Origin of the sequence: Streptomyces sp. NK08204, assembly GCF_020400585.1 — a bacterium.
Taxonomy (GTDB): domain Bacteria; phylum Actinomycetota; class Actinomycetes; order Streptomycetales; family Streptomycetaceae; genus Streptomyces.
Genome location: NZ_JAINVF010000011.1, coordinates 182,050 through 203,876 on the forward strand (window position 1 = coordinate 182,050; position 21,827 = coordinate 203,876).

Below are 21,827 nucleotides of genomic sequence, written 5' to 3' on the forward strand. Positions count from 1 at the left end.
CATGACCACCCAGCACTCCACGCCTTGTCCGGAGCCCTTCCTTCCGCCCGACCCCCATGCGGCCGCCGGCAGCCGCATCGCGGACTTCGCCCGCTGGGCCGCCCGGCACCAGGGCGCCGACAGCATCCATGACCCCACCGACTACCAGGCCCTGCACCACTGGTCCGTCACCGACCTGGAGGCGTTCTGGGCGGCGGTGTGGGAGTACTTCGACATCGAGGCGACCACACCGTACGAGCGGGTGCTGGCCGAGGAGACCATGCCCGGCGCCCGCTGGTTCCCCGGCGCCACCCTCAACTACGCCCACCACGCACTGCGCAACCTGCACCCGGACGCACCCGCGATCACCGCACTGGACGAGACCGGAGCCGCCTACGAGATCACGGGCCGGCAGCTCCGCGCCCAGGTCGCCTCCGTCGCCGCCACCCTGCGCGACCTGGGCGTCGGACCCGGCGACAGAGTGGTCGGCTACCTGCCCAACACGCCCCACGCCGTCATCGCCTTCCTCGCCGCGGCCAGCCTGGGCGCGGTGTGGTCGGTGTGTGGCCAGGACTACGCGCCGGGGGCCGCCGCCGACCGCTTCGCCCAGCTCGAACCCACGGCGCTCATCACGGCGGACGGCTACCTGTTCAACGGCACCCGCCACGACCGCCGCACCGCTTCCCTCGAACTGGCCGACGCCCTTCCCACGCTCAAGGCCACGATCGTCGTGGATCACCTGGGCCTTGCGTGGTCCGAGACCCGGGCCGCGGGCCTGACGGTTCCCTGGGAGGACGCGGCCGGCCGCACTGAGTACCTCACCACCACCCCGGTGCCCGTCGACCACCCGCTGTGGATCGTCTTCTCCTCCGGCACCACCGGCCTGCCCAAAGGCATCGTCCACGGCCACGGAGGCGTCCTGCTCGAACACCTCAAGATCCTCGGCCTGCACAGCGACCTGGGCGTCGGCGACCGCCTGCTGTGGTACACCACCACCCACTGGATGATGTGGAACCTCGTCGTCTCCACCCTGCTGACCGGCGCCACCACCTGCACCTACGACGGCAGCCCCGCGCCGGTGGCGCGCCCGGACGTCCTGTGGGAGCTGGCGGCCCGCCGCAAGGTCACTGTCTTCGGCACCAGTCCCCAGTACCTGCTGGCCATGGCCAAGCTCGGCGTCGACCCCGCCGTGCACGACCTTTCGGCGATCCGCGTCATCGGCTGCACCGGCTCAGCCCTGCCGGCCTCCGCATACCCCTGGGTCCGCGACCACGTCGGCGCAGGCGTCCGTCTGGCCTCCACCAGCGGCGGCACGGACGTCGTCTCCGGCTTCGCCGGCAGCGCCCCCACGACCCCGGTGTGGGCGGGTGAACTGTCGGCCCCCAACCTCGGCGTGGCGCTCACGGCGTACGACGGCGCGGGACGGCCGGTCGTCGACCAGGTCGGCGAGCTGGTCGTCACCCGGCCCATGCCGTCGATGCCGTTGTACTTCTGGAACGACCCTGACGGCAGCCGCTACCGCGACGCCTACTTCACCGCCTATCCGGGCGTGTGGCGGCACGGTGACTGGATCACCCTCACCTCCCACGGCTCGGTGATCGTGCATGGCCGCTCCGACGCCACGCTCAACCGCAACGGCGTACGCCTGGGCAGCGCCGACATCCACGACATCGTCGAACGTCTCCCCGAGATCACCGAGGCCCTCGTCATCGGTGCGGAGGAACCCGACGGCGGCTACTGGATGCCACTCTTCGTGGTCCTCGCCGACGGAGTCGGTCTGGACGAGTCCCTGCGCGAGAAGATCCACGACGCAATCCGCACCGGCGCCTCACCCCGCCACGTCCCCGACGAGATCCTCGCCGTACCGGCCATCCCGCACACGAAGACCGGCAAGAAGCTCGAAGTCCCGGTCAAGCGCCTCCTCCAGGGCGCCCCCGCCGAGCAGGTCCTCAACCCTTCCGCGGTCGACAACCCGGATCTTGTCGCCTACTTCGCCGGCCTGGGAGCCGAACGCCGCCAGGCCCGCCGCCCGCACACCCCTGAGGGCGTCTCGTGATCCTCTCCGCCTCACTGACCTGTCTCATCGCGTTGATCTTCGCCCTGCTGGGCGCGGCCAAGATTCTGGCCCTCGGTCCGATGCCCGAGCTGGCCGCCCACGCCGGCTTCACCACCGCTGCCTACCGGGTCATCGGCACCCTGGAGCTGGCGGGCGCCCTCGGCGTGGCCCTCGGCCCGGTCGTACCGCTGTGCGGCGGTCTGGCCGGTATCGGGCTGCTGATGCTGCTCGCCGGTGCCGTGACCATGCACGTACGCAAGGGCGACGGGCTGACCGAACTCCTCCCCGCGGTGACATGCGCGGCCCTGGTCGCCTGGTATCTCGTACTCCTCGCCGGCCTCTGAGCCGTTCCGGGAGACTGTCGGCGGCCACTCGTCCTGTCAGCGAGCCCACGGCGGGGCTGGCAGACTGACTCTGTGGTTCCGCTGATGGTCGCGGCGGATCAGATCGCGTCCTCATCGCTTACCGGCGCCAGTGTGGTATCAGTCTGCGCACTGCTCTTCACCGTCGCGTCGTTCTGGTGGCTCAACGCCCGACAGGGACGCCTGCAGGCGTGGGAACCTCATTCCTTCGCGGCGATCGTCCACGGTTCCACGGCACGCCTGCGACTGCCGCTCGTCCTGCACAACACCGGTCCCAAACCGATCGTCGTGCAGGACCTCATCCTGACTTTCCCCGATGAGCCCGCCTCTCATCTGCCACTCCTGTGGGTGTCCTCGCCGTCCCGGCTCCAACCGGGGCCGGACGAGGAGGCGAAGCTGCCGGCCGGATTCGTCGTGCCCGGCAGAGAAGCGCAACAGCTCTTCCTCGAGTTCGAGGCACCGTTTTCCGGATTCCTCCCGGAGGCCCGTGACTACAAGGCCCAGATACAGGTGCGGGTCGGCCACCGCAAGGGGTGGCGGCCCCTGCTGACGTTCAGCTTGAGGGCCGCCAACATCATCGACCCAGATCGCTACACCGTTTACGACAACGCACCGCTCGAGCTGACGAAGGAAGACCAGAAAAGAGCGGATGCCGCGCTCCTTGAGCTGCTGGAAGAGCACAGGGACGGCTCCCCTCCGGGCGGCAGGAGACAGGGGGATCCGCCTGATGACGGCGACGCCGGCACAAGCGGCTGACGCCGAGTCCCGAATCGGCGCAGCGGGCATTCTCTCCCTGGTCATGGTGCACCGCCGAGAACCTTCCCGATGCTGGGCGTAGCGTGAAGTGACGGGTGCCTTCGTCGTTCCCAGCAGCTGGACTTGAGGAGGAACGCGGTGCTCGGCGGCCCTCCCGTGTGCCGTGACGCCACGGGGTGCCATGGCGCTCCGTGACGGAAAGGGGGCGGGACCGGACGCCCTGATGTCCGGCCCCGCCGTCACCACCGCCTGCGCCGTCGCGGTGGCTGCCGGATGGCCTGGCGCGTCGGCACGTCAGGTCATCCCGTCACCTCGGCCCCGGTCGGCAGGGGCGGTTCGGCCTCCACACGCTCCCACTCGTCGTCGGTGAGCAGCCGGGAACGGAGCAGGAACCGCACGCCCTCCGGGGCCTACAGGGAGAAGCCGCTGCCCCGCCCCGGGACCACGTCGACGGTGAGGTGGGTGTGCCGCCAGTACGCGTACTGGTCGGCGCTCATCCAGAAGGGCGTGTCCTCGGCGACACGGCCGAGCAGGACGTCCGCGGCGCCGACGCGGAATTCGCCGCGCGGGTAGCACATCGGAGCGCTGCCGTCGCAGCAGCCGCCGGACTGGTGGAACATCAGCGGCCCGTGCCGGGCCGTCAGCTGCCGAACCAGCTCCTCGGCGGCGTCGCTCAGTCCGACTCGTGGCACCCGCGTTCCCATCAGAAGAATCCGAGCTTCTTCTGCGAGTAGCTGACCAGGAGGTTCTTGGTCTGCTGGTAGTGGTCGAGCATCATCTTGTGGGTCTCGCGGCCGATGCCCGACTTCTTGTAGCCGCCGAAGGCCGCGTGTGCCGGGTAGGCGTGGTAGCAGTTGGTCCAGACACGACCGGCCTTGATCTCCCGGCCCAGCCGGTAGGCGTTGTGCATGTCGCGGGTCCACACACCGGCGCCGAGGCCGAACATCGTGTCGTTGGCGATCTTCAGGGCCTCGTCGACCGAGTCGTACGTGGTGACCGACAGGACCGGACCGAAGATCTCCTCCTGGAAGATCCGCATGTCGTTGGTGCCGCGGAAGATCGTCGGCTCGATGTAGTAGCCGCCCTCCAGACCGGCCACCGCGCGCGAGCCGCCGCCGGTGAGCAGCTCGGCACCCTCCTTCTTGCCGATGTCGATGTAGGAGAGAATCTTCTCGAACTGGTCGTTGCTGGCCTGGGCGCCGATCATGGTCGCCGGGTCCAGCGGGTCGCCGCTGACGATGGCCTTGGTGCGCTCGATGCAGCGGGCCATGAACTCGTCGTAGATCGAGGAGTGGATCAGCGCACGCGACGGGCAGGTGCACACCTCGCCCTGGTTGAGAGCGAAGAGCACCAGTCCCTCGACGGCCTTGTCCAGGAAGTCGTCGTCGGCTGCCATCACGTCGGGCAGGAAGATGTTGGGGCTCTTGCCGCCGAGCTCCAGCGTGACCGGGATGATGTTCTCGCTGGCGTACTGCATGATCAGGCGGCCGGTGGTGGTCTCACCGGTGAACGCGATCTTCGCGATGCGCGGGCTGGTCGCGAGCGGCTTGCCCGCCTCCACACCGAACCCGTTGACGACGTTCAGCACACCCGGCGGCAGCAGGTCCGCGATCAGCTCCACCACGACCAGGATGCTGACGGGCGTCTGCTCGGCCGGCTTGAGCACCACGCAGTTGCCGGCGGCCAGCGCCGGCGCGAGCTTCCAGGCGGCCATCAGGATGGGGAAGTTCCAGGGGATGATCTGGCCGACCACACCGAGCGGCTCGTGGAAGTGGTATGCGACGGTGTCCTCGTCGATCTCGGCGATGCTGCCCTCCTGGGAGCGCAGCACCCCGGCGAAGTAACGGAAGTGGTCCACGGCCAGCGGGATGTCCGCGTTCAGGGTCTCACGGACCGGCTTGCCGTTGTCCCAGGTCTCGGCCACGGCGATCTTCTCGAGGTTCTCCTCGATCCGGTCCGCGATCTTGAGCAGGATGTTGGCACGGTCCGTGGGCGAGGTGCGGCCCCACCCATCGGCCGCGGCGTGCGCGGCGTCCAGGGCGAGCTCGATGTCGGCCGCGGAGGAGCGGGCCACCTCGCAGAAGACCTTGCCGGTCACCGGCGAGACGTCCTCGAAGTACTGCCCCTCGACGGGAGCGACCCACTGCCCGCCGATGAAGTTGTCGTATCGCGGTGCGAAGTTGACGATGCTGCCGTCCGTTCCCGGCTGCGCGTACACCATGGCGGCTCTCCTCAGTGGGCGATGGTGAGGGTGCTACGACGGCCCTCGCCGTCGTGGTGCGCATCACTGTGGGCCCGCGAGGTTGGCGCAAGGTTGGCGGTGCCTGTGCCCGGGAGCGGTCGGTCAGGTCAGCGCAGGGCCGTGGTCAACCGGCCGGCCGCGATCGCCCGGCGGGCGTCACCGGGACCGATCAGGCGCAGTGCGTGCTCGTGCACCTCCGCGTCGTACGGTGCCCGTTCGCCGTAGCGCAGGGCGTGCTCCGGGCGGGCGCTCGCCAGGACCGCCTCCCGTACGGCCACCTCCAGATGCGTGCGCCACTCCTCGATGCCAGGGGCCCCGGAGCGGGGGAGCAACGGGCCCCGGTAGAGGCGCAGGGCCGTGTCCGTGTCACCGCGCTCCAGCGCGCGCAGCACGTCGACGGCGTCGCAGGAGACGGGTGCGGTGAGTGCGTAGCGGCGGGCGGCGATGCCGCCGCCGAGGGCCCGGCGCAGGTGCGAGATCTCCGCCTTGAACGTGGAGGCCGTCACGGGCCGGTCACCGTACAGGGCGTCGCGCAGCCGCTCCGAGGTGAAGCCGTCCGGTTCCAGCGCGAGGAGGGTCAGGATCTCCAGCTGCCGGGGGCGCAGGGCGAGGAGCACGCCCTCGCGTTCGGCCTTCTGCTCGCCCATGCAGCTCAGCCGCACCTGGGGTGCGTCCTCCCGGGGCGGAGGGGGCAGGTCGGCACGGAGCCGGGCCTCGATGGCGGACGCCAGGCCGCGCACCGTGGACATGGCCAGCGGGTGCGAACGGTCCCAGGTGGTGGACAGGTCCAGGACGCCGAGGACGCTCCCGTCGGGTCCGTGGATCGGCGCGCAGTAACAGACCCAGCCGTGCAGCGCCGCCACCAGGTGTTCGGCCGAGAAGACGGTGCTGGGGCGGTCGGTGCGCAACGCCAGGGACAGGGCGTTGGTGCCCATGGCCTGCTCGTTCCAGTGACCGCCGGGGGCGAAGTTGACGCGCTCGGCCCGCCGGCGCATGTCCTGTCCGGCGCACGTCCACATGATCGTTCCGGACTCGTCGGTGACCGCGGCCACGAAGCCGGCGTCGTGGGCGACGCTGCGCAGTTCGTCGGAGAGGGAGTCGACCGGTCGGCGCAGCAGCGAGTCGGACCAGCGGTGCTGGACCGCGCCGCCGTCGGTGACCGGGGCGCTGTCCCGGTCCGGGTCCACGCTGACCAGGGAGCGTGCCCAGGACTCGGCCACCTCGTCGCGCAGGGCGTCCCGGCCGCCCGGCGCCGAGCCCGTGGATTTCACCAGCGACACCGCACGAGACCACTCGCCTTCCAGCGCGGCCCTGCGCCGCCGAAGGTCACTGCGCTGTGACATACGCTTCCCTGTCGTGAAAGGGGGCCAACAACTACTATCCCGCCTTGACGTGCAGGACATACCCTGCCCGGTCAGGCAGGCTTCCCTACCCGAACGGGCAGGTGCCGCCTCCGCCTACGCGCCCCTAGCTTGGTCTGCGGTTTGACGACAGTGTTATCGGCGAATGAAGCAGTGAAATCAAGGTTTCGCACAGGTTGCGGACTTCACGCCCTCCGGGAGGTCACATGTCGCTCACGTCCAGCGCCATGGTGACCAGCAGCGATGATCCAAGTGCCGACTGGAGCCGTGACGAGTACCACTGCGAGCTCCTGGGGCCGCAGGAGACGAGCACGGAGGCTGTCCGGCAGTCCGCCAGGATGGCCAAGTTCCATGTGCCCGAGGTCGTCTTCGGGCCCGGCTCGCTGACCGAGCTCGGACACTGCGCGCTGAGGCTCGGCGGCCGTCGGCCGTTCCTCGTCACCGACCCGGGGCTGATCGAGGCGGGCTGGGTGGACGAGGCGGTGGGCCATCTGCGCAGGGTCGGCCTGCGGCCCGTGGTGTGGCATGACGTGACGCCCAATCCCAAGGACCATGAGGTCGACGCCGGCTTCCAGCGGTACGCGGCCAGCGGCTGCGACGTGATCGTGGGGGTGGGCGGCGGCTCCGTCATCGACGCGGCCAAGGGCGTGGCAATCCTGTCGAGCAACGGCGGGCGCATCCTCGACTACGAGGGCGTGGACCGGGTCGGCCGGCCGATCCCGCCCACCGTGATGGTGCCCTCCACGTCGGGTACCGGGGCGGACGTGTCACAGTTCGCCGTCATCACCGACACCACCGAACACACCAAGATCACCATCGTGAGCCGCACCCTGGTGCCGGAGATCTCGGTGATCGACCCGCGCCTGCTGACCACCATGCCCGACTGGCTCAACGCGGCGACCGGCCTGGACGCCCTGACCCACGCCATCGAGGCATTCGTGTCCCGGGCGCACAACCCGCTGACGGACATCCACGCACTCCACGCGGTAGAACTGATCACCCGGAACCTGGTACGCACGCAGGTGCGGCCGAAGGACTTCGCCGCCCGGCTGGCCATGGCGCAGGCCGCGCTGGAAGCGGGGATGGCCTTCACGAACGCGATCCTCGGGGCGACGCACGCGATGAGCCACCAGGTCGGCGGCCTGCTGGACGCCCCGCACGGCGTGGTCAACGGCGTGCTGCTGCCGCACGTCATCCGGTTCAACGCCGAGGCGTGGCCGCAGCGGTTCGTCGCGCTCGGCGCGGCGGCGGGCATCCCGACCGAGGGGGTGCCGCCCCGCGAGGTCGCCGCGCAGCTCGCCGACCGGGTGCGCGCGCTCGCGGACGACGTCGGCGTCCCCAAGGGCCTGGCCGGCCTCGGTGTCGCGGAGTCGGACGTCCCCGGGATGGCCCGCAGCACGCTGAAGGACGCCTGCATGGCCACCAACCCCAGGGACGTCGACGTGCGGGACGTCGAGGCGCTGTTCCGCGAGGCATTGTGAGGCGATACCGGTGAGCTTCCCTGAACGGCCTCCGCGCGCCGCCGATTTGGGGGTGCTCACGGGCCTGCGGTCGGGCAAGCGCTCCTACTACCCGGCATACGTGCGCTCCACCGAGCGGCTGGAGCGCACCGTGGAGGCGCTCGACGGCATCTCCCGGGCCTTGGTGCGGACGGCGGAGGGGCCACGTGCCCTGGTCGAGGCGGTTGTACGGGCCGCGGCCGAGCACCTGCAGGCGCGCTGGCTGCTGCTGGCGGTGGCGGACGGTGCCCTGCGCGCCGCCCGGCCGCGCTTCCTGCTGTACGCCGACGACGTACTGATCGACGACGAGACCCGCGTGCCCGCAGAGGTGCGTGAACATCTGCACGTGCTGCGCACCCGGCCGTGGGAGGCCGGAGCGCCGGACGGCGGACCGGGGTGGGTGCGGGCGCCGATGACCTTGGACGGCGAACCGGTCGGCGGGATCGCGGCGCAGCCCGGCGTCGGCGTCGAGGTGGCGGACACCGACCTGGCGATCCTCAGGGTCCTGGCCAACCAGGCCGCCGTCGCCGTGCACAACACGTACCTCTTCCATGCGGCCGCCACCCTGCGCGGGCGCACGGAGGAGCTGTCCGAGGCGGCCGAGCGTCAGGCCCGTGACCTGGCGGCACGCAACGCCGAGCTGGCCGAGACGCAGGCTCGGCTGCTCGAGGCGCTGCAACGGCAGGCCCTGGACGACGAGCGGCGCCGCATCGCACGAGAACTGCACGACAGTGTCACGCAGTACGTGCTCAGCGCGGGCATGACCGTCGAGGTGTGCCGGGCGGAACTGGAGGCGCTCGGCGGCCGGCCCAAGGAGATCGCCGAGCGGCTGGCCGGGGCCAAGGACCTCAACCGGCAGGCGGTGGAACGCCTGCGCGCCGCCATCTACGCGCTGCACCGCACCTCGCAGGAGCCCGCGGGTCCGCTCCCCGTGATGCTCCAACGGCTGTCCACGGTGCATCTGACCACGGACCTCGACGTTCGGGTGCGCGTGGACGGCAGTCCGCTGCCGCTTCCGGGCGGGGCCGAGCAGTCGCTCCTCCGGCTGACCGGCGAGGCCCTCTTCAACTCCGCCACACACGGCCGGGCCGGCCGTGCGCTGGTACGGCTGCGGTACCGGCCCGACTCCGTCGTGCTGACCGTGTCGGACGACGGCGGCGGAGATCCGGCCCAACTGCGCCGCGCCCTGCGGATCTCCCGTGCCACCGATCTGTCGGGGCGTCACCGTGGGCTGGCCAACATGGTCGCCAGGACGGAAGAACTGGGCGGCAAGCTGTCCATCCGCCGCTCGGGCATGGGAGGCGTCCTGCTGCGGGTCGACATCCCACTGCCGCTGCCGGAACACCCAGGAGAGAGCCGATGACGACTGAACAGCAGACGGTGGCCCCTGCGGTCGCCCAGCGGATCGTCCTGGTGGACGACCACGCGATCGTCCGTCACGGGCTGCGCTCCATCCTGGAGCGGGAGAACGACCTCGAGGTGGTCGGAGAGGCGAGTACGGTCGCCGAGGCGGCCGCCGTCGTCGAACGGACGAACCCGTCCATCGTGCTGCTGGACCTCAAGCTGTCCACCGGGGCCGACACCGAGGGACTGGACCTGTGCGCCCGGCTGACCGAACGGCATCCGGAACTCGCGGTACTGGTCCTCACGACCTTCCTCGACGACTCCCTGGTCGTGGAGGCGATTCAGCACGGCGCCCGCGGCTATGTCGTCAAGGACGTCGACACCACCGAACTGCTGCGCACCATCCGTGCCGTGGCCCGCAACGGCAGCGCCTTCGACTCGCACGCCGCCGCGGCGATGGTCCGTGCCATGCGCGTGCAGCCCGAGCAGCCCCGCTTCACCGAACGCGAGCTGAGCGTACTGAAGCTGCTCGCCCGGGGGCTGAGCAACCGAGACATCGGGACCGAGCTGTACATCTCGGAGACGACGGTGAAGTTCCACGTCCGCAACATCATGCGCAAGACGGACGCGGGCAGCCGCGCGGAAGTCGTGTACGAGGCGAGCAAGATGGGCGTGATCTGACACCCCGTGTCCGTGGTCAGCCGGGGTCGATGACCAGCCAGCCGCCGTGATGGGAACCGACGGAGAACCGGTGGCCGGCACGGCGGCCCAGTTCGGCGAGCTGCTCCTCGTCGTAGCACCGCACGTGTCCGTACGCGGCGGTCGGCTCGTCCTCGTACGGCACCGCCACCACGACCCGTTTCCGGGCCAGCCGCAGCGCCTCCCGTACGACGGCCTCGCCGTGCCCGGGGTCCAGGTGCTCCAGCACGTGGATGACCGTGACGGTGTCCACCGAGCGGTCTGGCAGCGGCACCCGTGCGGCGTCGCAGACCAGCGTGTCCAGCCGCAGACTGCGCATGCGGGCCACAGCGCCCAGCAGCCGCATGGTGCCCCCCGCGAGATCCGAGGCGATCACCGTGTACCCCGCTTCCTCGGCGAACAGCAGGGGCAGGAAGCCGAAGCAGGAGCCCAGGTCCAGTACCGTGCCCGTGGTGACCAGATCAAGGGCGTGGTGGTACACGGGGGCGAAGCCGGCGATGGACGAGTGGTCGGCCGGTTCCGGGGCCTGCCAGGACTCCCGGATACGTGCCAGCGTGTTGCCGTAGAACGTGGTCCAGGCGGGCAGCGGCTCGTCCACACAAGAGCGCACCACCCCCGTGAAGACACGTTCGAAGACATCACTGCCGCACAGCCAGCCGGGAGCGAACAGCTCCTCCGCCAGCAGCCCGGCCAGGTCGTTGTCCAGTTGCTCGGGGCGCAGCGAGTGGCTCAGCTCGACCCGGCGGCCTCGGCGGCGCAGGGTGAAGTGCTCGGTGCGGACGACCGGCGGGGGTGGCCCGCCGTCGCCGCACGGGCTCGCGCGCACCACCCGGACCAGGTGATCGGCGTACACGCCCGGCGGGCTCGGAGCCAGCGGATCGATACGGCGCGCCGCGACGGTGACGCGGAGACTCGGGACACTCACGACGACAACTCCCCCTGACAATGTGCGGCGGTGTTCACCGGCCGGTCGCCTCCGCCGCCATGCGCAGGGCGGTGCGCTCCAGCCCGGCGAGGTCGGCGACCACCTGCACGCGGTCGCAGTACTCGGCGTAGCGGGGCAGGTCACAGGCGCCGAGGCCCCAGGAGTAGCGCGGCTCGGGGGTCAGCCAGATCGTCTGGCGCATCCGGCGGGTGATCTCCGCGAACGCCTCGGTCCGCGGGGGGTTGCCGTTGCCGCGGCCGTCGCCCAGCACCAGGAGTGTGGTGCGGCGGCCCAGCGCCTGGGTGTGCTCGGTCAGCAGCGTCTCGAAGGTCCGGCCGTAGTCGGAGGTCGCGTCCACGTCCAGCAGACCGCCGGCCGGCAGCCCGTCGAACACCAGCCCCAGCGCCCGCTCCAGCGGGTGTTCCGCGAACAGCTCGGTGATCTCGGTCGGTTCGTCGACGAAGGCGTAACTGCGGACCTGGCCGAACAGGGACTGCAGGCCGTGCGCCAGGTGGAGGGTGAAACGTGCCGTGGCCCGTACCGACAGCGAGACGTCCGCGAGGATCACCAGGCGCGGCCGGTCCTCGGCGCGGGTGACCGTGACCGGCCGGAACGGTACGCCGTCGTAGCGCATGTTGCGGCGCATGGTGCGGCCCGGGTGCACGCGTCCGGCGGGCGTCGCGCGCTTTCGGCTGGTCAGGGCTCCCTGCACGCAGCGGCCCACCCGGCGCAGAGCCTCCTCCAGTTGGCCGCGTTCGTCCTCGTCGACGGCCTCCAGGCGGGCGCGTTCGGCGATCCGGGCGGACTCGACCGCCACCGACCGCAGTTCGGCCAGCCGCTCCAGATGCTGCTTCAGCAGTTCGGGCAGGTTGTCGATGAGGCCCGCCAGCTGTTTTTGCAGCCGGCCGAGTTCCGGATCGTCGCGGTCGTCGTCCGCGTCTGCGGGCCGGCCGGGGAGGGGGTCCTGCCCGGCGACGGTCAGGGCCGTGTCGAGGGGCTGCCCGGACGCCGGCGCGAGCCGGCCGGGGATGCCGGCACCGTGCAGCCGCTCGGTCTCCAGTTGAACAGACGGGCTGTCGGCACCCGCACCGGCCGCGCCGTCCCTGGAGAGGACGATCTCGTCCGTCATCGAGGCCAGGTCGATCTTATTGGCCTCCTGGTGCAGGTTGTACTGCTGGGCCAGGTCCTGCTGGTCGAAGAAGTCGCGGATGTCGGACGGTTTGCCGTGGCTGTGCCCCTGCCGGGGGGTCTCGGAGGGCTCGTCGGAGACGGTGTACGACTCCAGTTCGCCCGTGTCGGTCAGGTCGTCGTGCGCGTGACCGTGGCCGTGGCCGCCCGTGCCGCCGTCCACCGGGCACAGTGAGAAGAACGCGGTGAACAACTCGTCGAACAGCGCGTGGTCGCGCCGGTCCTTCACCAGCGTCATGCGCAGGGCCTCGCGCAGCGTCTCCCGGCGGCCGACCACGCCGGGCTGCGCCGCCGCGGTCATGGCGTCCATGGCCTCCGACACGGAGACCCGCAACCCGAACAGGCGCAGTACGCGGACGAATCGGTGCACGCCGGCTTCCATGCACGCCTCCCGTGTCAGTCGGTTCGGCGCCGCGCGACGGCGGCGAAGGAGCGGGCGCCCTGGCCGGCGCCGGGGGTGGTGCGGTGCGTCGGACCGGCGCCGGGAGCGCCGTAGTAGCCCTCGTCGTGCCGGCCCTGCCGGTCCATGGCGGCCCGTAGCGCGCGTCCGTCGGGCTCGTCCACCTCGTCCGGCTGTCCATGTCCGGCACTGTGGTGGTGCCCGTGACGGTGGTCGTCGTGGGGAGAGTGGCCGTCGTGGGGAGAGTGGCCGTCGTGGTGGTGCCGGTGGTGGTGGGGCTCGGGCAGCGTGCGGTTGGGGTCGACCAGGCGCGGTAGCACGTCCAGGGCGCGGTTCAGGTCCCGCTCGTACTTGAGGACCACATTGGCGGTGTCGGCGAGAACCGCGGGGTCGAGTTCGTCGACCCCCAGTACGGCGAGGGTGCGGGCCCAGTCGACGGTCTCGGAGATGCTGGGGCTCTTGCGCAGCGGCAGCTCACGCAGGCCCCGCACCACGTCCACCAGGTGCCGGGCGGTCGCCTCGGGCAGTCCGGTGTCCTTGGCCCGGACGATCTCCAGCTCACGTTCGGCGTCGGGGTAGTCGAGGAAGAGATGCAGGCAGCGGCGCTTCAGCGCCGACGACAGGTCACGGGTGTTGTTGGAGGTCAGCACGACGTACGGGGGGACCTTCGCGGTGTAGGTGCCGATCTCCGGCACCGAGACCTGGTACTCGGCCAGGCATTCGAGGAGCACCGCCTCCAGCGCCTCGTCCGCCCGGTCGACCTCGTCGATCAGCAGGACCGCCGGCTGCTCGCCGCGCACGGCGTCCAGCAGCGGGCGGGGCGCGAGGAAGCGGTCGGAGAAGAAGACACTGTCCTGCTCCTCGATCCGGAGCACGGCGGAGGCAAGGTCGGGGGCGTCGGCCGTGAGGTCGCCGATCTTGTCCCGGAGCATCTGGGTGTACAACAGCTGCTTGCCGTAGTCCCACTCGTACAGGGCGCGGCTCTCGTCCTGGCCCTCGTAGCACTGCAGGCGCAGCAGTCGGCGCCCGGTGGCCGCGGCGAGCGTCTTGGCCAGCTCGGTCTTGCCGACGCCGGCGGGGCCCTCCAGGAGCAGCGGCTTGTCGAGCCTGGTCTGCAGGAACACCGTCGTGGTGAGGCGCCGGTCGGCGATGTAGCCGTGGGCGGCGAACCGCTCGGTGACGTCCTCGACCGAGGCGAACGCGGGGATTGCGGGTGTGTCGGGCACGGTTCCTCCGTCCGATGGGGCGGGAGCGGGGGGCGGCGGCGTCCCGGTCCTTCCCCCGCTCCCGGGCTCAGGGTGCTCAGCCGAGCAGGTCGTCCAGGTCGCCCGTCATGCAGTGCTCGACGACGGGCCGGACGGTGTCGAACGTGCACTCCTTGGCGTTGCCCGGCGTGCAGGCGTCCCCGAGGACGTGGTTCGTGATCCGGTCGACGTCGACGGCGTCGCCCTTGATCACCTTCGCCTGTTCGTAGAACTTCGTCGGGCCCTGGCCGAGGCGGTTCTTGGAGTAGGTGTCCTGCTGGACGTCCGTGAACTTCTCGGGGATGCCGACGTCGCGCAGCAGCCGGATGCCGGCGGCGAGGGCGGCCTCGGCGGCCTTCACCTTCGTCATCCCATGGGTGTCCACGCCCATCGCCTCGGCGATGTCCGCGAACCGCTCGTAGTGGGCGGGCATGTTGAACGCCCAGACGCGGGGCAGCGCGATGGCGTTGTTGAGGCCGTGGTGCGTGTCGTAGAAGGCGCTGACGGCGTGTGAGACGGAGTGGATGATGCCCAGGCCGCCGGAGTTGAAAGCCTGCGCCGCGATGTACTGCGCGTACATCATGCCCTCGCGCCCGGCCAGGTCCTGGCCGTTCCACACCGCCTGGCGCAGATGGCGGGCGGTCAGCCGGATGGCGTGCAGCGCGTTGCCCAGCGACGGCTGGAAGTTCAGGCGCGAGACGTACGGCTCGGAGGCGTGTGCGAGGACGTCGAAGCCGCACTGCGCGGTGTAGTCCAGCGGGCAGTCGTAGTACAGCGTCGGGTCGTCGATGGCGAGGGTGGCCACCGAGGCGTCGTCGAACGCGACGTACTTGTGGGGGTTGTCCGGGTCCGTGGTCGTGTCGGTGATGACATAGGCCCACGACGTCTCCGAACCGGTGCCGGCCGTGGTGGAGACGGCGATGTGCGGCGGGTTCTTGGGGTTCTCGGACTTGTTGAAGCCCTCGAAGTCGTTGACGTTGCGGCCGTCGTGGGCGACGGAGACGCGGGCGCCCTTGCACGCGTCGTGCGACGAGCCGCCGCCGATCGACACGAACGAGTCGCACTTGTTCTCCTGGTACAGCGCCACGGCGTCCATGACGTTGTAGTCCTTGGGGTTCGACTCGACCTTGTCGTACACCACGACCTCCAGGCCGTGGTACTTCATCGACTCGACGATCTTGTGCACGGTGTCGCTGCCGCGCAGCCCCGTGGTCATCACGAGTGTCCGCCTGAACCCCAGCTTCTTGGCCTCCGGGCCGATCAGCTCGTGGGCGCCGGGGCCCATGAGCGCTCGCGGGAAGGGGTGGAACTCCTTGATCGGGAACGGCTTGAGAAGTTCTTCGACCTGCATGATCGCGACTGTCCTCTCCGCGCGGTGGGCCGCGCGTACTGCGTCGACTGCTCCGTTGCCGGCGGCGCAGAGGTCCGTGGTGGAGCACGGATGGTCCGGGTGGAGCACGGATGTGCGTGGTGTGACTCACCTTCCGAGAAGGCGAGGCGGGGCGATACCGGCCGCCCGGACGGCAGCGGGACACGAACGGACGGGACGCGCCCTGTCCGGTCGGACAGGGCGAGCGGCGGGCTTCGGAAACGGCGGCGCACACCTGTCCGACCGGACAGGGTGACGGCAGCCGGAAGCAGGGCGAGACACGCCGCCGGCCTCCGTAGCGTCGTAGCGGCCGGTCACCGCACGGCGGTACGGCTCCCCTCGACTCCCCCACCTTTCAGGAGGTCCGCCATGAACGAGAACCAGATCAGCGCCGAGCCGGACACCGTCGTCGACGAGGTGACCGAGGAAGTCCTCGTCGAAGAGGTGTCGATCGACGGCATGTGCGGCGTCTACTGAGGCCGACCGCCATGACCACCCTCTCGGCGGCCCCGGCCGCCGCCGCGTTCGACGCGGCGCGCCCCTACCGGCTGAACCCCTCCGTCGCGCTGCGCCCCGAGCCGTTCGGGGCGCTCGCCTACCACTTCGGCAATCGCCGGTTGTCGTTCCTGAAGGCACCGGAACTCGTCGAACTGGTGCGGGGGCTCGACCGGCACCCCAGCGTCGGGGACGCCCTCGCGGGCGTTCCCGACGCCCGGCGGGGCGCCTTCCTGCGGGCGCTGGCCTCGCTGGCCGCCGCCGACATGATCGTTCCCCAGCTCAGCGGAACCGGAGCGCAGTGATGACCACCTTGCACGACCCCCCGCACGCCGCCGAGCGCAGCGCAGCCGGGCAGAAGGGGGGCACCCCCGTGCCCGAAGGGCTGCCGGGGCGGGTGCCCGCCCTCGTCGAGCAGTTCAAGGGCGGCCTCGCCGCGCCGATCTGCCTGACCTGGGAGTGGACCTACGCCTGCAACCTGTCCTGTGCCCACTGCCTTTCCTCGTCGGGGCGGCGCGACCCCCGGGAGCTGTCCACGGACGAGATCAAATCCGTGATCGGCGAACTCCGGCGGATGCAGGTGTTCTACGTCAACGTCGGCGGCGGCGAGCCCACGGTGCGCCCCGACTTCTGGGAGCTGCTCGACTACGCCATCGCCCACCAGGTGGGCGTGAAGTTCTCCACCAACGGCGTTCGTCTGAGCCCCGAGCGGGCCCGGCGGCTGGCCGCCACCGACTACGTCGACGTACAGATCTCCCTCGACGGAGCCACCCGCACGGTCAACGACGCCGTCCGCGGCCCCGGTTCGTACGACATGGCGGTGCGCGCCATGGAGAACCTCGCGGAGGCGGGCTTCCGGGACTTCAAGATCTCGGTGGTGATGACCCGCCACAACGTGTCGCAGCTCGACGACTTCGCCGTGCTCGCCGACCGGTACGGGGCCCAGCTGCGGATCACCCGACTGCGGCCCTCCGGCCGGGGTGCGGACGTCTGGGACGACCTGCACCCCACCGCCGAGCAGCAGCGCCGGCTCTACGACTGGCTCGTCGGCCACGGCGAGAAGGTGCTCACCGGGGACTCCTTCTTCCACCTCAACGCCCTCGGGTCCGATCCGATCCCGGGGCTGAACCTGTGCGGCGCCGGCCGGGTTGTCTGCCTGATCGACCCGGTCGGGGACGTGTACGCCTGCCCGTTCGCCATCCACGACGCGTTCAAGGCGGGCAACGTCCGCTCGCCGGGCGGCTTCGAGCGGGTGTGGCGGGAGTCGGACCTCTTCGCCGACCTGCGCCGGCCGTCCTCGGGCGGGGCCTGCTCCGGCTGCTCCGCGTACGACGCCTGCCAGGGCGGCTGCATGGCCGCGAAGTTCTTCACGGGCCTGCCGTTGGACGGCCCCGACCCCGAGTGCGTCAAGGGCCACGGGGCCGCCGCGCTCTCGGTCGTCGACCCGGCCGCGCTCCCGAGTCAGGGCAACGACCACTCGCACCGCACGGTACCGCTGGGCATGCCCGCGGTCCGCCGCCGCTCCGACCGCCTCTGCGACGAGAGCCCCCTGGCCGGAGCCGGTCTGAGCAGCCCCGCACCCGATGAGAGAGGAACGTCATGAGCAAGTGGATCGAGACGGTCGCCGAGGCCCAGCGGCGAGCGCGGAAGCGCCTGCCGGCCTCCCTCTACAGCGCGCTGCTCGCGGGCTCCGAGAAGGGCGTCTCCTACGACGACAACACCGCCGCCTTCGCCGAGCTGGGGTTCGCTCCGCACGTGGCCGGGCTGTCGGCCGAGCGCGACCAGGCCACGACCGTCATGGGACAGGACGTCTCACTGCCGGTGATCATCTCGCCCACGGGCGTGCAGGCGGTGCATCCGGACGGCGAGGTGGCCGTCGCCCGCGCCGCCGCGGCCCGCGGCACGGCGATGGGGCTCAGCTCGTTCGCCAGCAAGCCGCTCGGGGACGTCGTGGCCGCGAATCCGCAGACGTTCCTCCAGGTGTACTGGATGGGCTCCCGGGACACGATGGCCCGGCGCCTCCAGGACGCCCGTGAGGCGGGTGCCCGGGGCATCATCGTCACCCTCGACTGGTCCTTCTCCTACGGCCGGGACTGGGGCAGCCCCGCAATTCCCGAACGGCTGGACCTGAAGGCCATGACGCGGTTCGCCCCCGAGGCACTGGCCCGCCCCCGCTGGCTGTGGGACTTCCTCAAGTCCCGCAGCCTCCCGGACCTGAAGGCACCCAACATGGCCGAGCCCGGCCAGGAGGCGCCCACGTTCTTCGGCGCCTACGGCGAGTGGATGACGACCCCTCCGCCCTCCTGGGACGACGTGCGCTGGCTGCGCGAGCAGTGGGACGGACCGTTCATGCTCAAGGGCATCTGCCGGGTGGACGACGCGCTCCGCGCGGTCGACGCGGGCGTCACCGCCATCTCGGTGTCCAACCACGGCGGAAACAACCTCGACGCCACCCCCGCCCCGATCCGCGTCCTGCCCGCCATCGCGGACGCGGTGGGCGACCGGGTCGAGCTGCTCCTCGACGGCGGAGTCCGCCGCGGCAGCGACGTGGTCAAGGCCCTCGCACTCGGCGCCAGGGCCGTGATGATCGGCCGCGCCTCCCTGTGGGGCCTGGCGGCGGGCGGCCAGAGCGGTGTGGAGAACGTGCTCGACATCCTGCGCCGCGGCATCGACTCCGCCCTGCTGGGGCTCGGGCGTTCGTCAATCCACGAGCTCATGCCCGACGACGTGCTGATTCCGCCGGGCTTCACCCGGGCACCGGGAGCGCTCCGCGATGCCTGACGCCCACAGGTCGCTCGCGGACATGAGCTGGCCCGGCCTTGCGGGCCGCCGCCCCCTGGTGCTGCTGCCGCTCGGCTCCTGCGAACAGCACGGCCCGCACCTGCCTCTGGACACCGACACGGCGGTGGCCTCCGCGGTCGCCGAGCGTGCCGCGGCCCGGCTGCGCGGCGAGACGGACGTGCTGGTCGCGCCCGCTCAGCCGTACGGGGCCAGCGGCGAGCACGAAGGTTTTCCCGGCACGGTGTCCATCGGCCACGGCGCGCTGCGCCTGCTGGTCATGGAGACCGGCCGTTCGATGCTGCGCTGGGCGTCCCGTCTGCTGGTGGTCAACGGGCACGGCGGCAACCTCACCAGCCTGGCCGATGCGGTCACCGCGCTGCGCGGCGAGGGCCGCGACGTGGCCTGGTGGCCCTGCCTCCCGCCGGGCTCCGACGCCCACGCCGGGCGCGCCGAGACCTCGATGATGCTGCGGCTGCGGCCCGCGGCCGTCCGCGTCGAGCAGGCCGTCGCCGGGCCGACCGACCCCGTCCACCTGCTGATAGACAGGCTGGTCGCCGAATCGGTGGGCGGGGTGAGCCCGTCCGGCGTCCTCGGCGATCCCGCCGGGGCCTCGGCGCGTGAGGGCGAGCGGCTCCTGGAGGAGATGGCCCACCTCCTCGCCGAGGACATCGGGGGTTGGCGGGTGGGCCCGCGGGGCCGGCTCGGCCTGCCCGAGAGGCAGCCGGTCAGCACCCGGCCGGGGAACCGGCGATGACCGGCCGGCGGGTGGCGGTCGTCACCGGAGCCGCCCGGGGAATCGGGGCCGCGACGGTGCGGCGACTGGCGCGGGACGGCTGGGCCGTGGTGGCGGTGGACCGCTGCGCGGACGACCCCGACGTGCCCTATCCGCTGGCCGAGCCCGGTCGAATGGACCTCCTGGCACAGGAATTCCCCCTGGTCCGTACGGTCCGCGCCGACGTACGCGACACCGACGCGCTGCACCGCGCGGTACAGCTGGCCGAGACCGCGTTCGGCGGTCTCGACGCGGCCGTCGCCGCCGCCGCGGTGATGCTGGGCGGGGGCCCGGTGTGGGAACAGACCGACACCCAGTGGCGGACCCTGCTCGACGTGGACGTCATGGGCGTGGCCAACCTCGCGCGCGCCGCCGTACCCGCTCTGCTGCGCCGGCCGCACCCCCGGCACGGCCGCTTCGTCGCCCTCGCCTCGGCCGCCGCGCACCGCGGCCTGTGGGGCCTGGGCGCCTACTGCGCGGCCAAGCACGCCGTCGTCGGCCTGGTCCGCGGCCTCGCCTGCGATCTGCGCGACACCGGCGTGAACGCCGTCGCCGTCTCGCCGGGCTCGACCCGCACGGACATGCTGCGGGCCACCGCCGACCTGTACGGCCTGCCCGACGTCGACGAGCTAGCGGCCCAGCAGCTCACCGGGCGCCCGCTGGAGCCCGATGAAGTCGCCGCGGCGGTGGCCTGGGCCTGCTCCCCCGAGTCCTTCGCTCTCACCGGCTCCGTACTCCACGCGGACGGGGGGTTCACGGCATGACGACACCTTCGCACCGCGTCCTGGCATCGTCGCGGCGCGTTCGGCTCCCCGCTGCGACGGACACCGCCCTGCCGGCCGGTTTCACGGTCGAACTCGCCGCCGGCACGCACCGGTCGGAGGACGGGCGGCTGCTGCTCGGCGGATCGCCGCTTCGCCTGCTCCGGCTGACGGCCCGGGCAGCCCGCCTCCTGGACGGGGGCCGGCTGACGGTCACGGACCCGGCGAGCGGCGCGCTCGCACGACGGCTGCTCGACGCCGGGATCGCCCATCCGCGCCCCGCGCCGGTGCCGGTGAGCGACACCACCGTGGTGATCCCCGTCCGCGACCGCGCCGACCAGCTGGACCGGCTGCTGGCCGCCCTGCGCGCCGACCCGCCGACCTCCGGCCTGCCGGTCCTGGTCGTGGACGACGGCTCCACCTGTCCCGCGGACCCGGGCCGGGTGGCCCGCGCGCACGGCGCCGAGCTGCTGGCCCACCCCCGCAACCTCGGCCCGGCCGCGGCCCGCAACACCGGCCTGCGGCACGCCCGGACACCGTACGTGGCGTTCTGCGACTCCGACGTGGTGCCCGAACCGGGTTGGCTCGCCGTCCTGCTGGCGCAGTTCGCCGACCCCGCGGTGGCGCTCGCCGCCCCCCGCGTGGTCGCGCTCCCCGTATCCGAACCGGGGCTCCTGGACCGGTACGAGGAGATGCGCTCACCGCTGGACATGGGGGGAGGGGAAGGGCCCGTCGTACCGGTGTCCGCGCTGTCGTACGTCCCCAGCGCGACCATCGTGGTCCGCCGCGTCGCCGTCGGCGCCGGCTTCGACGACAGCATGCGCGTCGGGGAGGACGTCGACCTGTGCATGCGGCTGCACGAGGCGGGCTGGCGGCTGCGCTACGTCCCCGCCGCGCGCGTGCGCCACCGGCACCGCACCGGACTGCGCAGCTGGCTCGCCCAGCGGACCGCGTACGGCACCGGGGCTGCCGACCTGGCGCTGCGCCACCCCGGGCAGGTGCCACCGCTGTACGCCGCCCCCTGGTCGCTGGCGGTCTGCGCCCTGCTGCTGCGCGGCAGGCCGGCCCCGGTGGCCGCGGCGGCAGCACTGACCGCGGTGACCGCCGTACGGGTGGCACGCCGTATGCCCGACGCCGACTTCCCGTACCGCGCCGGGGCACTGCTGTCGCTCGCCGCGGTGCGCGGCACCGCCGAGCAGTTGCTGCGCTGCGCCACCCGGCACCACTGGCCTGTCGCCGTGACCGCCGCCGTGGCGAGCCGCCGCGCGCGGTACGCGCTGGTCGCGGCGGCGGTCGCCGAGGGGCTGGTGGACCACCGCCGCTCGGCCACCTCGCTCGCGCCCTTGCCCCATCTGGCGATCCGTCGCCTGGACGACCTCGCCTACGGCTGGGGCGTCTGGCTGGGCGCCGTACGGCGCAGGACCACCGCACCCCTGCGGCCCCGCCTTGCCCTTCGCCTGGTGAGCCGCTGGACCGCCGGCGGACGACCGTAGCCGCGGCTCCCGGTCCCGCCGCCAACCTCCCGCCAACCCTCACCGGCCACCGTGTCCGCCTGGCGACGGCCGGCCGCCTTCTTCGGCCCGGCACCTGTGCC

The 21,827-nt window shown here is 71.8% G+C and carries 19 protein-coding genes and 1 pseudogene; 13 read left to right on the top strand and 7 right to left on the bottom strand.

Features of this window, described 5'->3' with window-relative positions:
• Position 1 precedes the first annotated feature (1 nt).
• The 3 genes from K7G59_RS19255 (at position 2) to K7G59_RS19265 (ending at position 3,153) form a co-directional block, all read left to right on the top strand.
• Entirely contained in the window at positions 2–2,035 is a 2,034-nt protein-coding gene (locus K7G59_RS19255) for an acetoacetate--CoA ligase (protein ID WP_225835854.1), read from the top strand.
• A complete protein-coding gene (locus K7G59_RS19260) occupies positions 2,032–2,379 on the top strand; it encodes a DoxX family protein (protein ID WP_225835856.1) in 348 nt (115 codons plus the stop codon). Before K7G59_RS19255 ends, K7G59_RS19260 begins: the two co-directional genes overlap by 4 nt.
• A gap of 72 nt (positions 2,380–2,451) precedes the next feature.
• Positions 2,452–3,153, top strand: coding sequence for a hypothetical protein (locus tag K7G59_RS19265; protein ID WP_225835858.1), 702 nt, complete (start codon positions 2,452–2,454; stop codon positions 3,151–3,153).
• A 299-nt stretch (positions 3,154–3,452) separates the two neighbouring features.
• Here K7G59_RS19265 and K7G59_RS19270 read toward each other — a convergent pair.
• From K7G59_RS19270 to K7G59_RS19280, 3 genes and pseudogenes are all read right to left on the bottom strand, one after another.
• A pseudogene (locus K7G59_RS19270) lies at positions 3,453–3,857 on the bottom strand (DUF779 domain-containing protein).
• The gene (gene adh / locus K7G59_RS19275) at positions 3,857–5,374 is read right to left on the bottom strand and encodes an aldehyde dehydrogenase (RefSeq protein ID WP_225835860.1); all 1,518 of its coding nucleotides are present in this window, start codon (positions 5,372–5,374) and stop codon (positions 3,857–3,859) included. The pseudogene K7G59_RS19270 and the gene adh overlap by 1 nt, the downstream one beginning before the upstream one ends.
• A 128-nt stretch (positions 5,375–5,502) precedes the next feature.
• A complete protein-coding gene (locus tag K7G59_RS19280) occupies positions 5,503–6,738 on the bottom strand; it encodes a helix-turn-helix domain-containing protein (RefSeq protein WP_225835863.1) in 1,236 nt (411 codons plus the stop codon).
• Between the two features lie 224 nt (positions 6,739–6,962).
• Between K7G59_RS19280 and K7G59_RS19285 the strand changes: the two genes are divergently transcribed.
• From K7G59_RS19285 to K7G59_RS19295, 3 genes are read left to right on the top strand one after another with little or no spacing between them, the layout of a single operon-like run.
• Positions 6,963–8,237, top strand: coding sequence for an iron-containing alcohol dehydrogenase (locus K7G59_RS19285; protein WP_225835865.1), 1,275 nt, complete (start codon positions 6,963–6,965; stop codon positions 8,235–8,237).
• 10 nt (positions 8,238–8,247) lie between these two features.
• Positions 8,248–9,618, top strand: coding sequence for a histidine kinase (locus K7G59_RS19290; protein WP_225835867.1), 1,371 nt, complete (start codon positions 8,248–8,250; stop codon positions 9,616–9,618).
• Positions 9,615–10,280 (top strand): response regulator transcription factor, encoded by a 666-nt coding sequence (locus K7G59_RS19295; RefSeq protein ID WP_225835869.1) that lies wholly within the window; start codon positions 9,615–9,617, stop codon positions 10,278–10,280. Before K7G59_RS19290 ends, K7G59_RS19295 begins: the two co-directional genes overlap by 4 nt.
• Positions 10,281–10,296: 16 nt before the next feature.
• Here K7G59_RS19295 and mftM read toward each other — a convergent pair whose 3' ends face one another.
• From mftM to mdo, 4 genes are all read right to left on the bottom strand, one after another.
• On the bottom strand, positions 10,297–11,223 hold the full coding sequence (gene mftM / locus K7G59_RS19300; RefSeq protein ID WP_225835871.1) for a mycofactocin oligosaccharide methyltransferase MftM: 927 nt from the start codon (positions 11,221–11,223) through the stop codon (positions 10,297–10,299).
• A gap of 34 nt (positions 11,224–11,257) precedes the next feature.
• Positions 11,258–12,781 (bottom strand): VWA domain-containing protein, encoded by a 1,524-nt coding sequence (locus K7G59_RS19305; protein WP_225835873.1) that lies wholly within the window; start codon positions 12,779–12,781, stop codon positions 11,258–11,260.
• Positions 12,782–12,807: 26 nt separating this feature from the next.
• Positions 12,808–14,037, bottom strand: coding sequence for a MoxR family ATPase (locus tag K7G59_RS19310; RefSeq protein WP_225835875.1), 1,230 nt, complete (start codon positions 14,035–14,037; stop codon positions 12,808–12,810).
• 76 nt (positions 14,038–14,113) lie between these two features.
• Positions 14,114–15,406 carry an NDMA-dependent methanol dehydrogenase gene (gene mdo / locus K7G59_RS19315; protein ID WP_225835877.1) on the bottom strand — a complete coding sequence of 431 codons (1,293 nt, stop codon included), beginning with the start codon at positions 15,404–15,406 and terminating at the stop codon, positions 14,114–14,116.
• A 387-nt stretch (positions 15,407–15,793) separates the two neighbouring features.
• Here mdo and mftA point away from each other — a divergent pair, with 387 nt between their 5' ends.
• Genes mftA through mftF form a run of 7 tightly spaced genes read left to right on the top strand, consistent with a single transcriptional unit; the run spans position 15,794 to position 21,726 of the window.
• Entirely contained in the window at positions 15,794–15,901 is a 108-nt protein-coding gene (mftA, locus tag K7G59_RS19320; protein WP_225835880.1) for a mycofactocin precursor MftA, read from the top strand.
• An 11-nt stretch (positions 15,902–15,912) separates the two neighbouring features.
• On the top strand, positions 15,913–16,224 hold the full coding sequence (mftB, locus tag K7G59_RS19325) for a mycofactocin biosynthesis chaperone MftB (protein WP_225835882.1): 312 nt from the start codon (positions 15,913–15,915) through the stop codon (positions 16,222–16,224).
• Complete coding sequence (mftC, locus tag K7G59_RS19330) at positions 16,224–17,522, top strand: mycofactocin radical SAM maturase (RefSeq protein WP_225835885.1); 1,299 nt, start codon at positions 16,224–16,226, stop codon at positions 17,520–17,522. The genes mftB and mftC overlap by 1 nt, the downstream gene beginning before the upstream one ends.
• The gene (gene mftD / locus K7G59_RS19335) at positions 17,519–18,700 is read left to right on the top strand and encodes a pre-mycofactocin synthase MftD (protein ID WP_225835886.1); all 1,182 of its coding nucleotides are present in this window, start codon (positions 17,519–17,521) and stop codon (positions 18,698–18,700) included. The genes mftC and mftD overlap by 4 nt, the downstream gene beginning before the upstream one ends.
• A complete protein-coding gene (gene mftE / locus K7G59_RS19340; protein WP_225835888.1) occupies positions 18,693–19,454 on the top strand; it encodes a mycofactocin biosynthesis peptidyl-dipeptidase MftE in 762 nt (253 codons plus the stop codon). The genes mftD and mftE overlap by 8 nt, the downstream gene beginning before the upstream one ends.
• Positions 19,451–20,236, top strand: coding sequence for a mycofactocin-coupled SDR family oxidoreductase (locus tag K7G59_RS19345; protein WP_225835890.1), 786 nt, complete (start codon positions 19,451–19,453; stop codon positions 20,234–20,236). The genes mftE and K7G59_RS19345 overlap by 4 nt, the downstream gene beginning before the upstream one ends.
• Entirely contained in the window at positions 20,233–21,726 is a 1,494-nt protein-coding gene (gene mftF / locus K7G59_RS19350; protein WP_225835892.1) for a mycofactocin biosynthesis glycosyltransferase MftF, read from the top strand. The genes K7G59_RS19345 and mftF overlap by 4 nt, the downstream gene beginning before the upstream one ends.
• The last annotated feature ends 101 nt before the right edge of the window (positions 21,727–21,827 follow it).

Excerpts from the sequence above, each read along its gene's own strand:
- mftB (WP_225835882.1), top strand. The coding sequence starts at position 15,913 with ATGACCACCCTCTCGGCGGCCCCGGCCGCCGCCGCGTTCGACGCGGCG.
- mftF (WP_225835892.1), top strand. The coding sequence starts at position 20,233 with ATGACGACACCTTCGCACCGCGTCCTGGCATCGTCGCGGCGCGTTCGG.
- mftC (WP_225835885.1), top strand. The coding sequence starts at position 16,224 with ATGACCACCTTGCACGACCCCCCGCACGCCGCCGAGCGCAGCGCAGCC.
- K7G59_RS19285 (WP_225835865.1), top strand. The coding sequence starts at position 6,963 with ATGTCGCTCACGTCCAGCGCCATGGTGACCAGCAGCGATGATCCAAGT.
- mftA (WP_225835880.1), top strand. The coding sequence starts at position 15,794 with ATGAACGAGAACCAGATCAGCGCCGAGCCGGACACCGTCGTCGACGAG.
- mdo (WP_225835877.1), bottom strand. The coding sequence starts at position 15,406 with ATGCAGGTCGAAGAACTTCTCAAGCCGTTCCCGATCAAGGAGTTCCAC.
- K7G59_RS19295 (WP_225835869.1), top strand. The coding sequence starts at position 9,615 with ATGACGACTGAACAGCAGACGGTGGCCCCTGCGGTCGCCCAGCGGATC.
- mftE (WP_225835888.1), top strand. The coding sequence starts at position 18,693 with ATGCCTGACGCCCACAGGTCGCTCGCGGACATGAGCTGGCCCGGCCTT.
- mftD (WP_225835886.1), top strand. The coding sequence starts at position 17,519 with ATGAGCAAGTGGATCGAGACGGTCGCCGAGGCCCAGCGGCGAGCGCGG.
- K7G59_RS19280 (WP_225835863.1), bottom strand. The coding sequence starts at position 6,738 with ATGTCACAGCGCAGTGACCTTCGGCGGCGCAGGGCCGCGCTGGAAGGC.
- K7G59_RS19255 (WP_225835854.1), top strand. The coding sequence starts at position 2 with ATGACCACCCAGCACTCCACGCCTTGTCCGGAGCCCTTCCTTCCGCCC.
- adh (WP_225835860.1), bottom strand. The coding sequence starts at position 5,374 with ATGGTGTACGCGCAGCCGGGAACGGACGGCAGCATCGTCAACTTCGCA.
- K7G59_RS19345 (WP_225835890.1), top strand. The coding sequence starts at position 19,451 with ATGACCGGCCGGCGGGTGGCGGTCGTCACCGGAGCCGCCCGGGGAATC.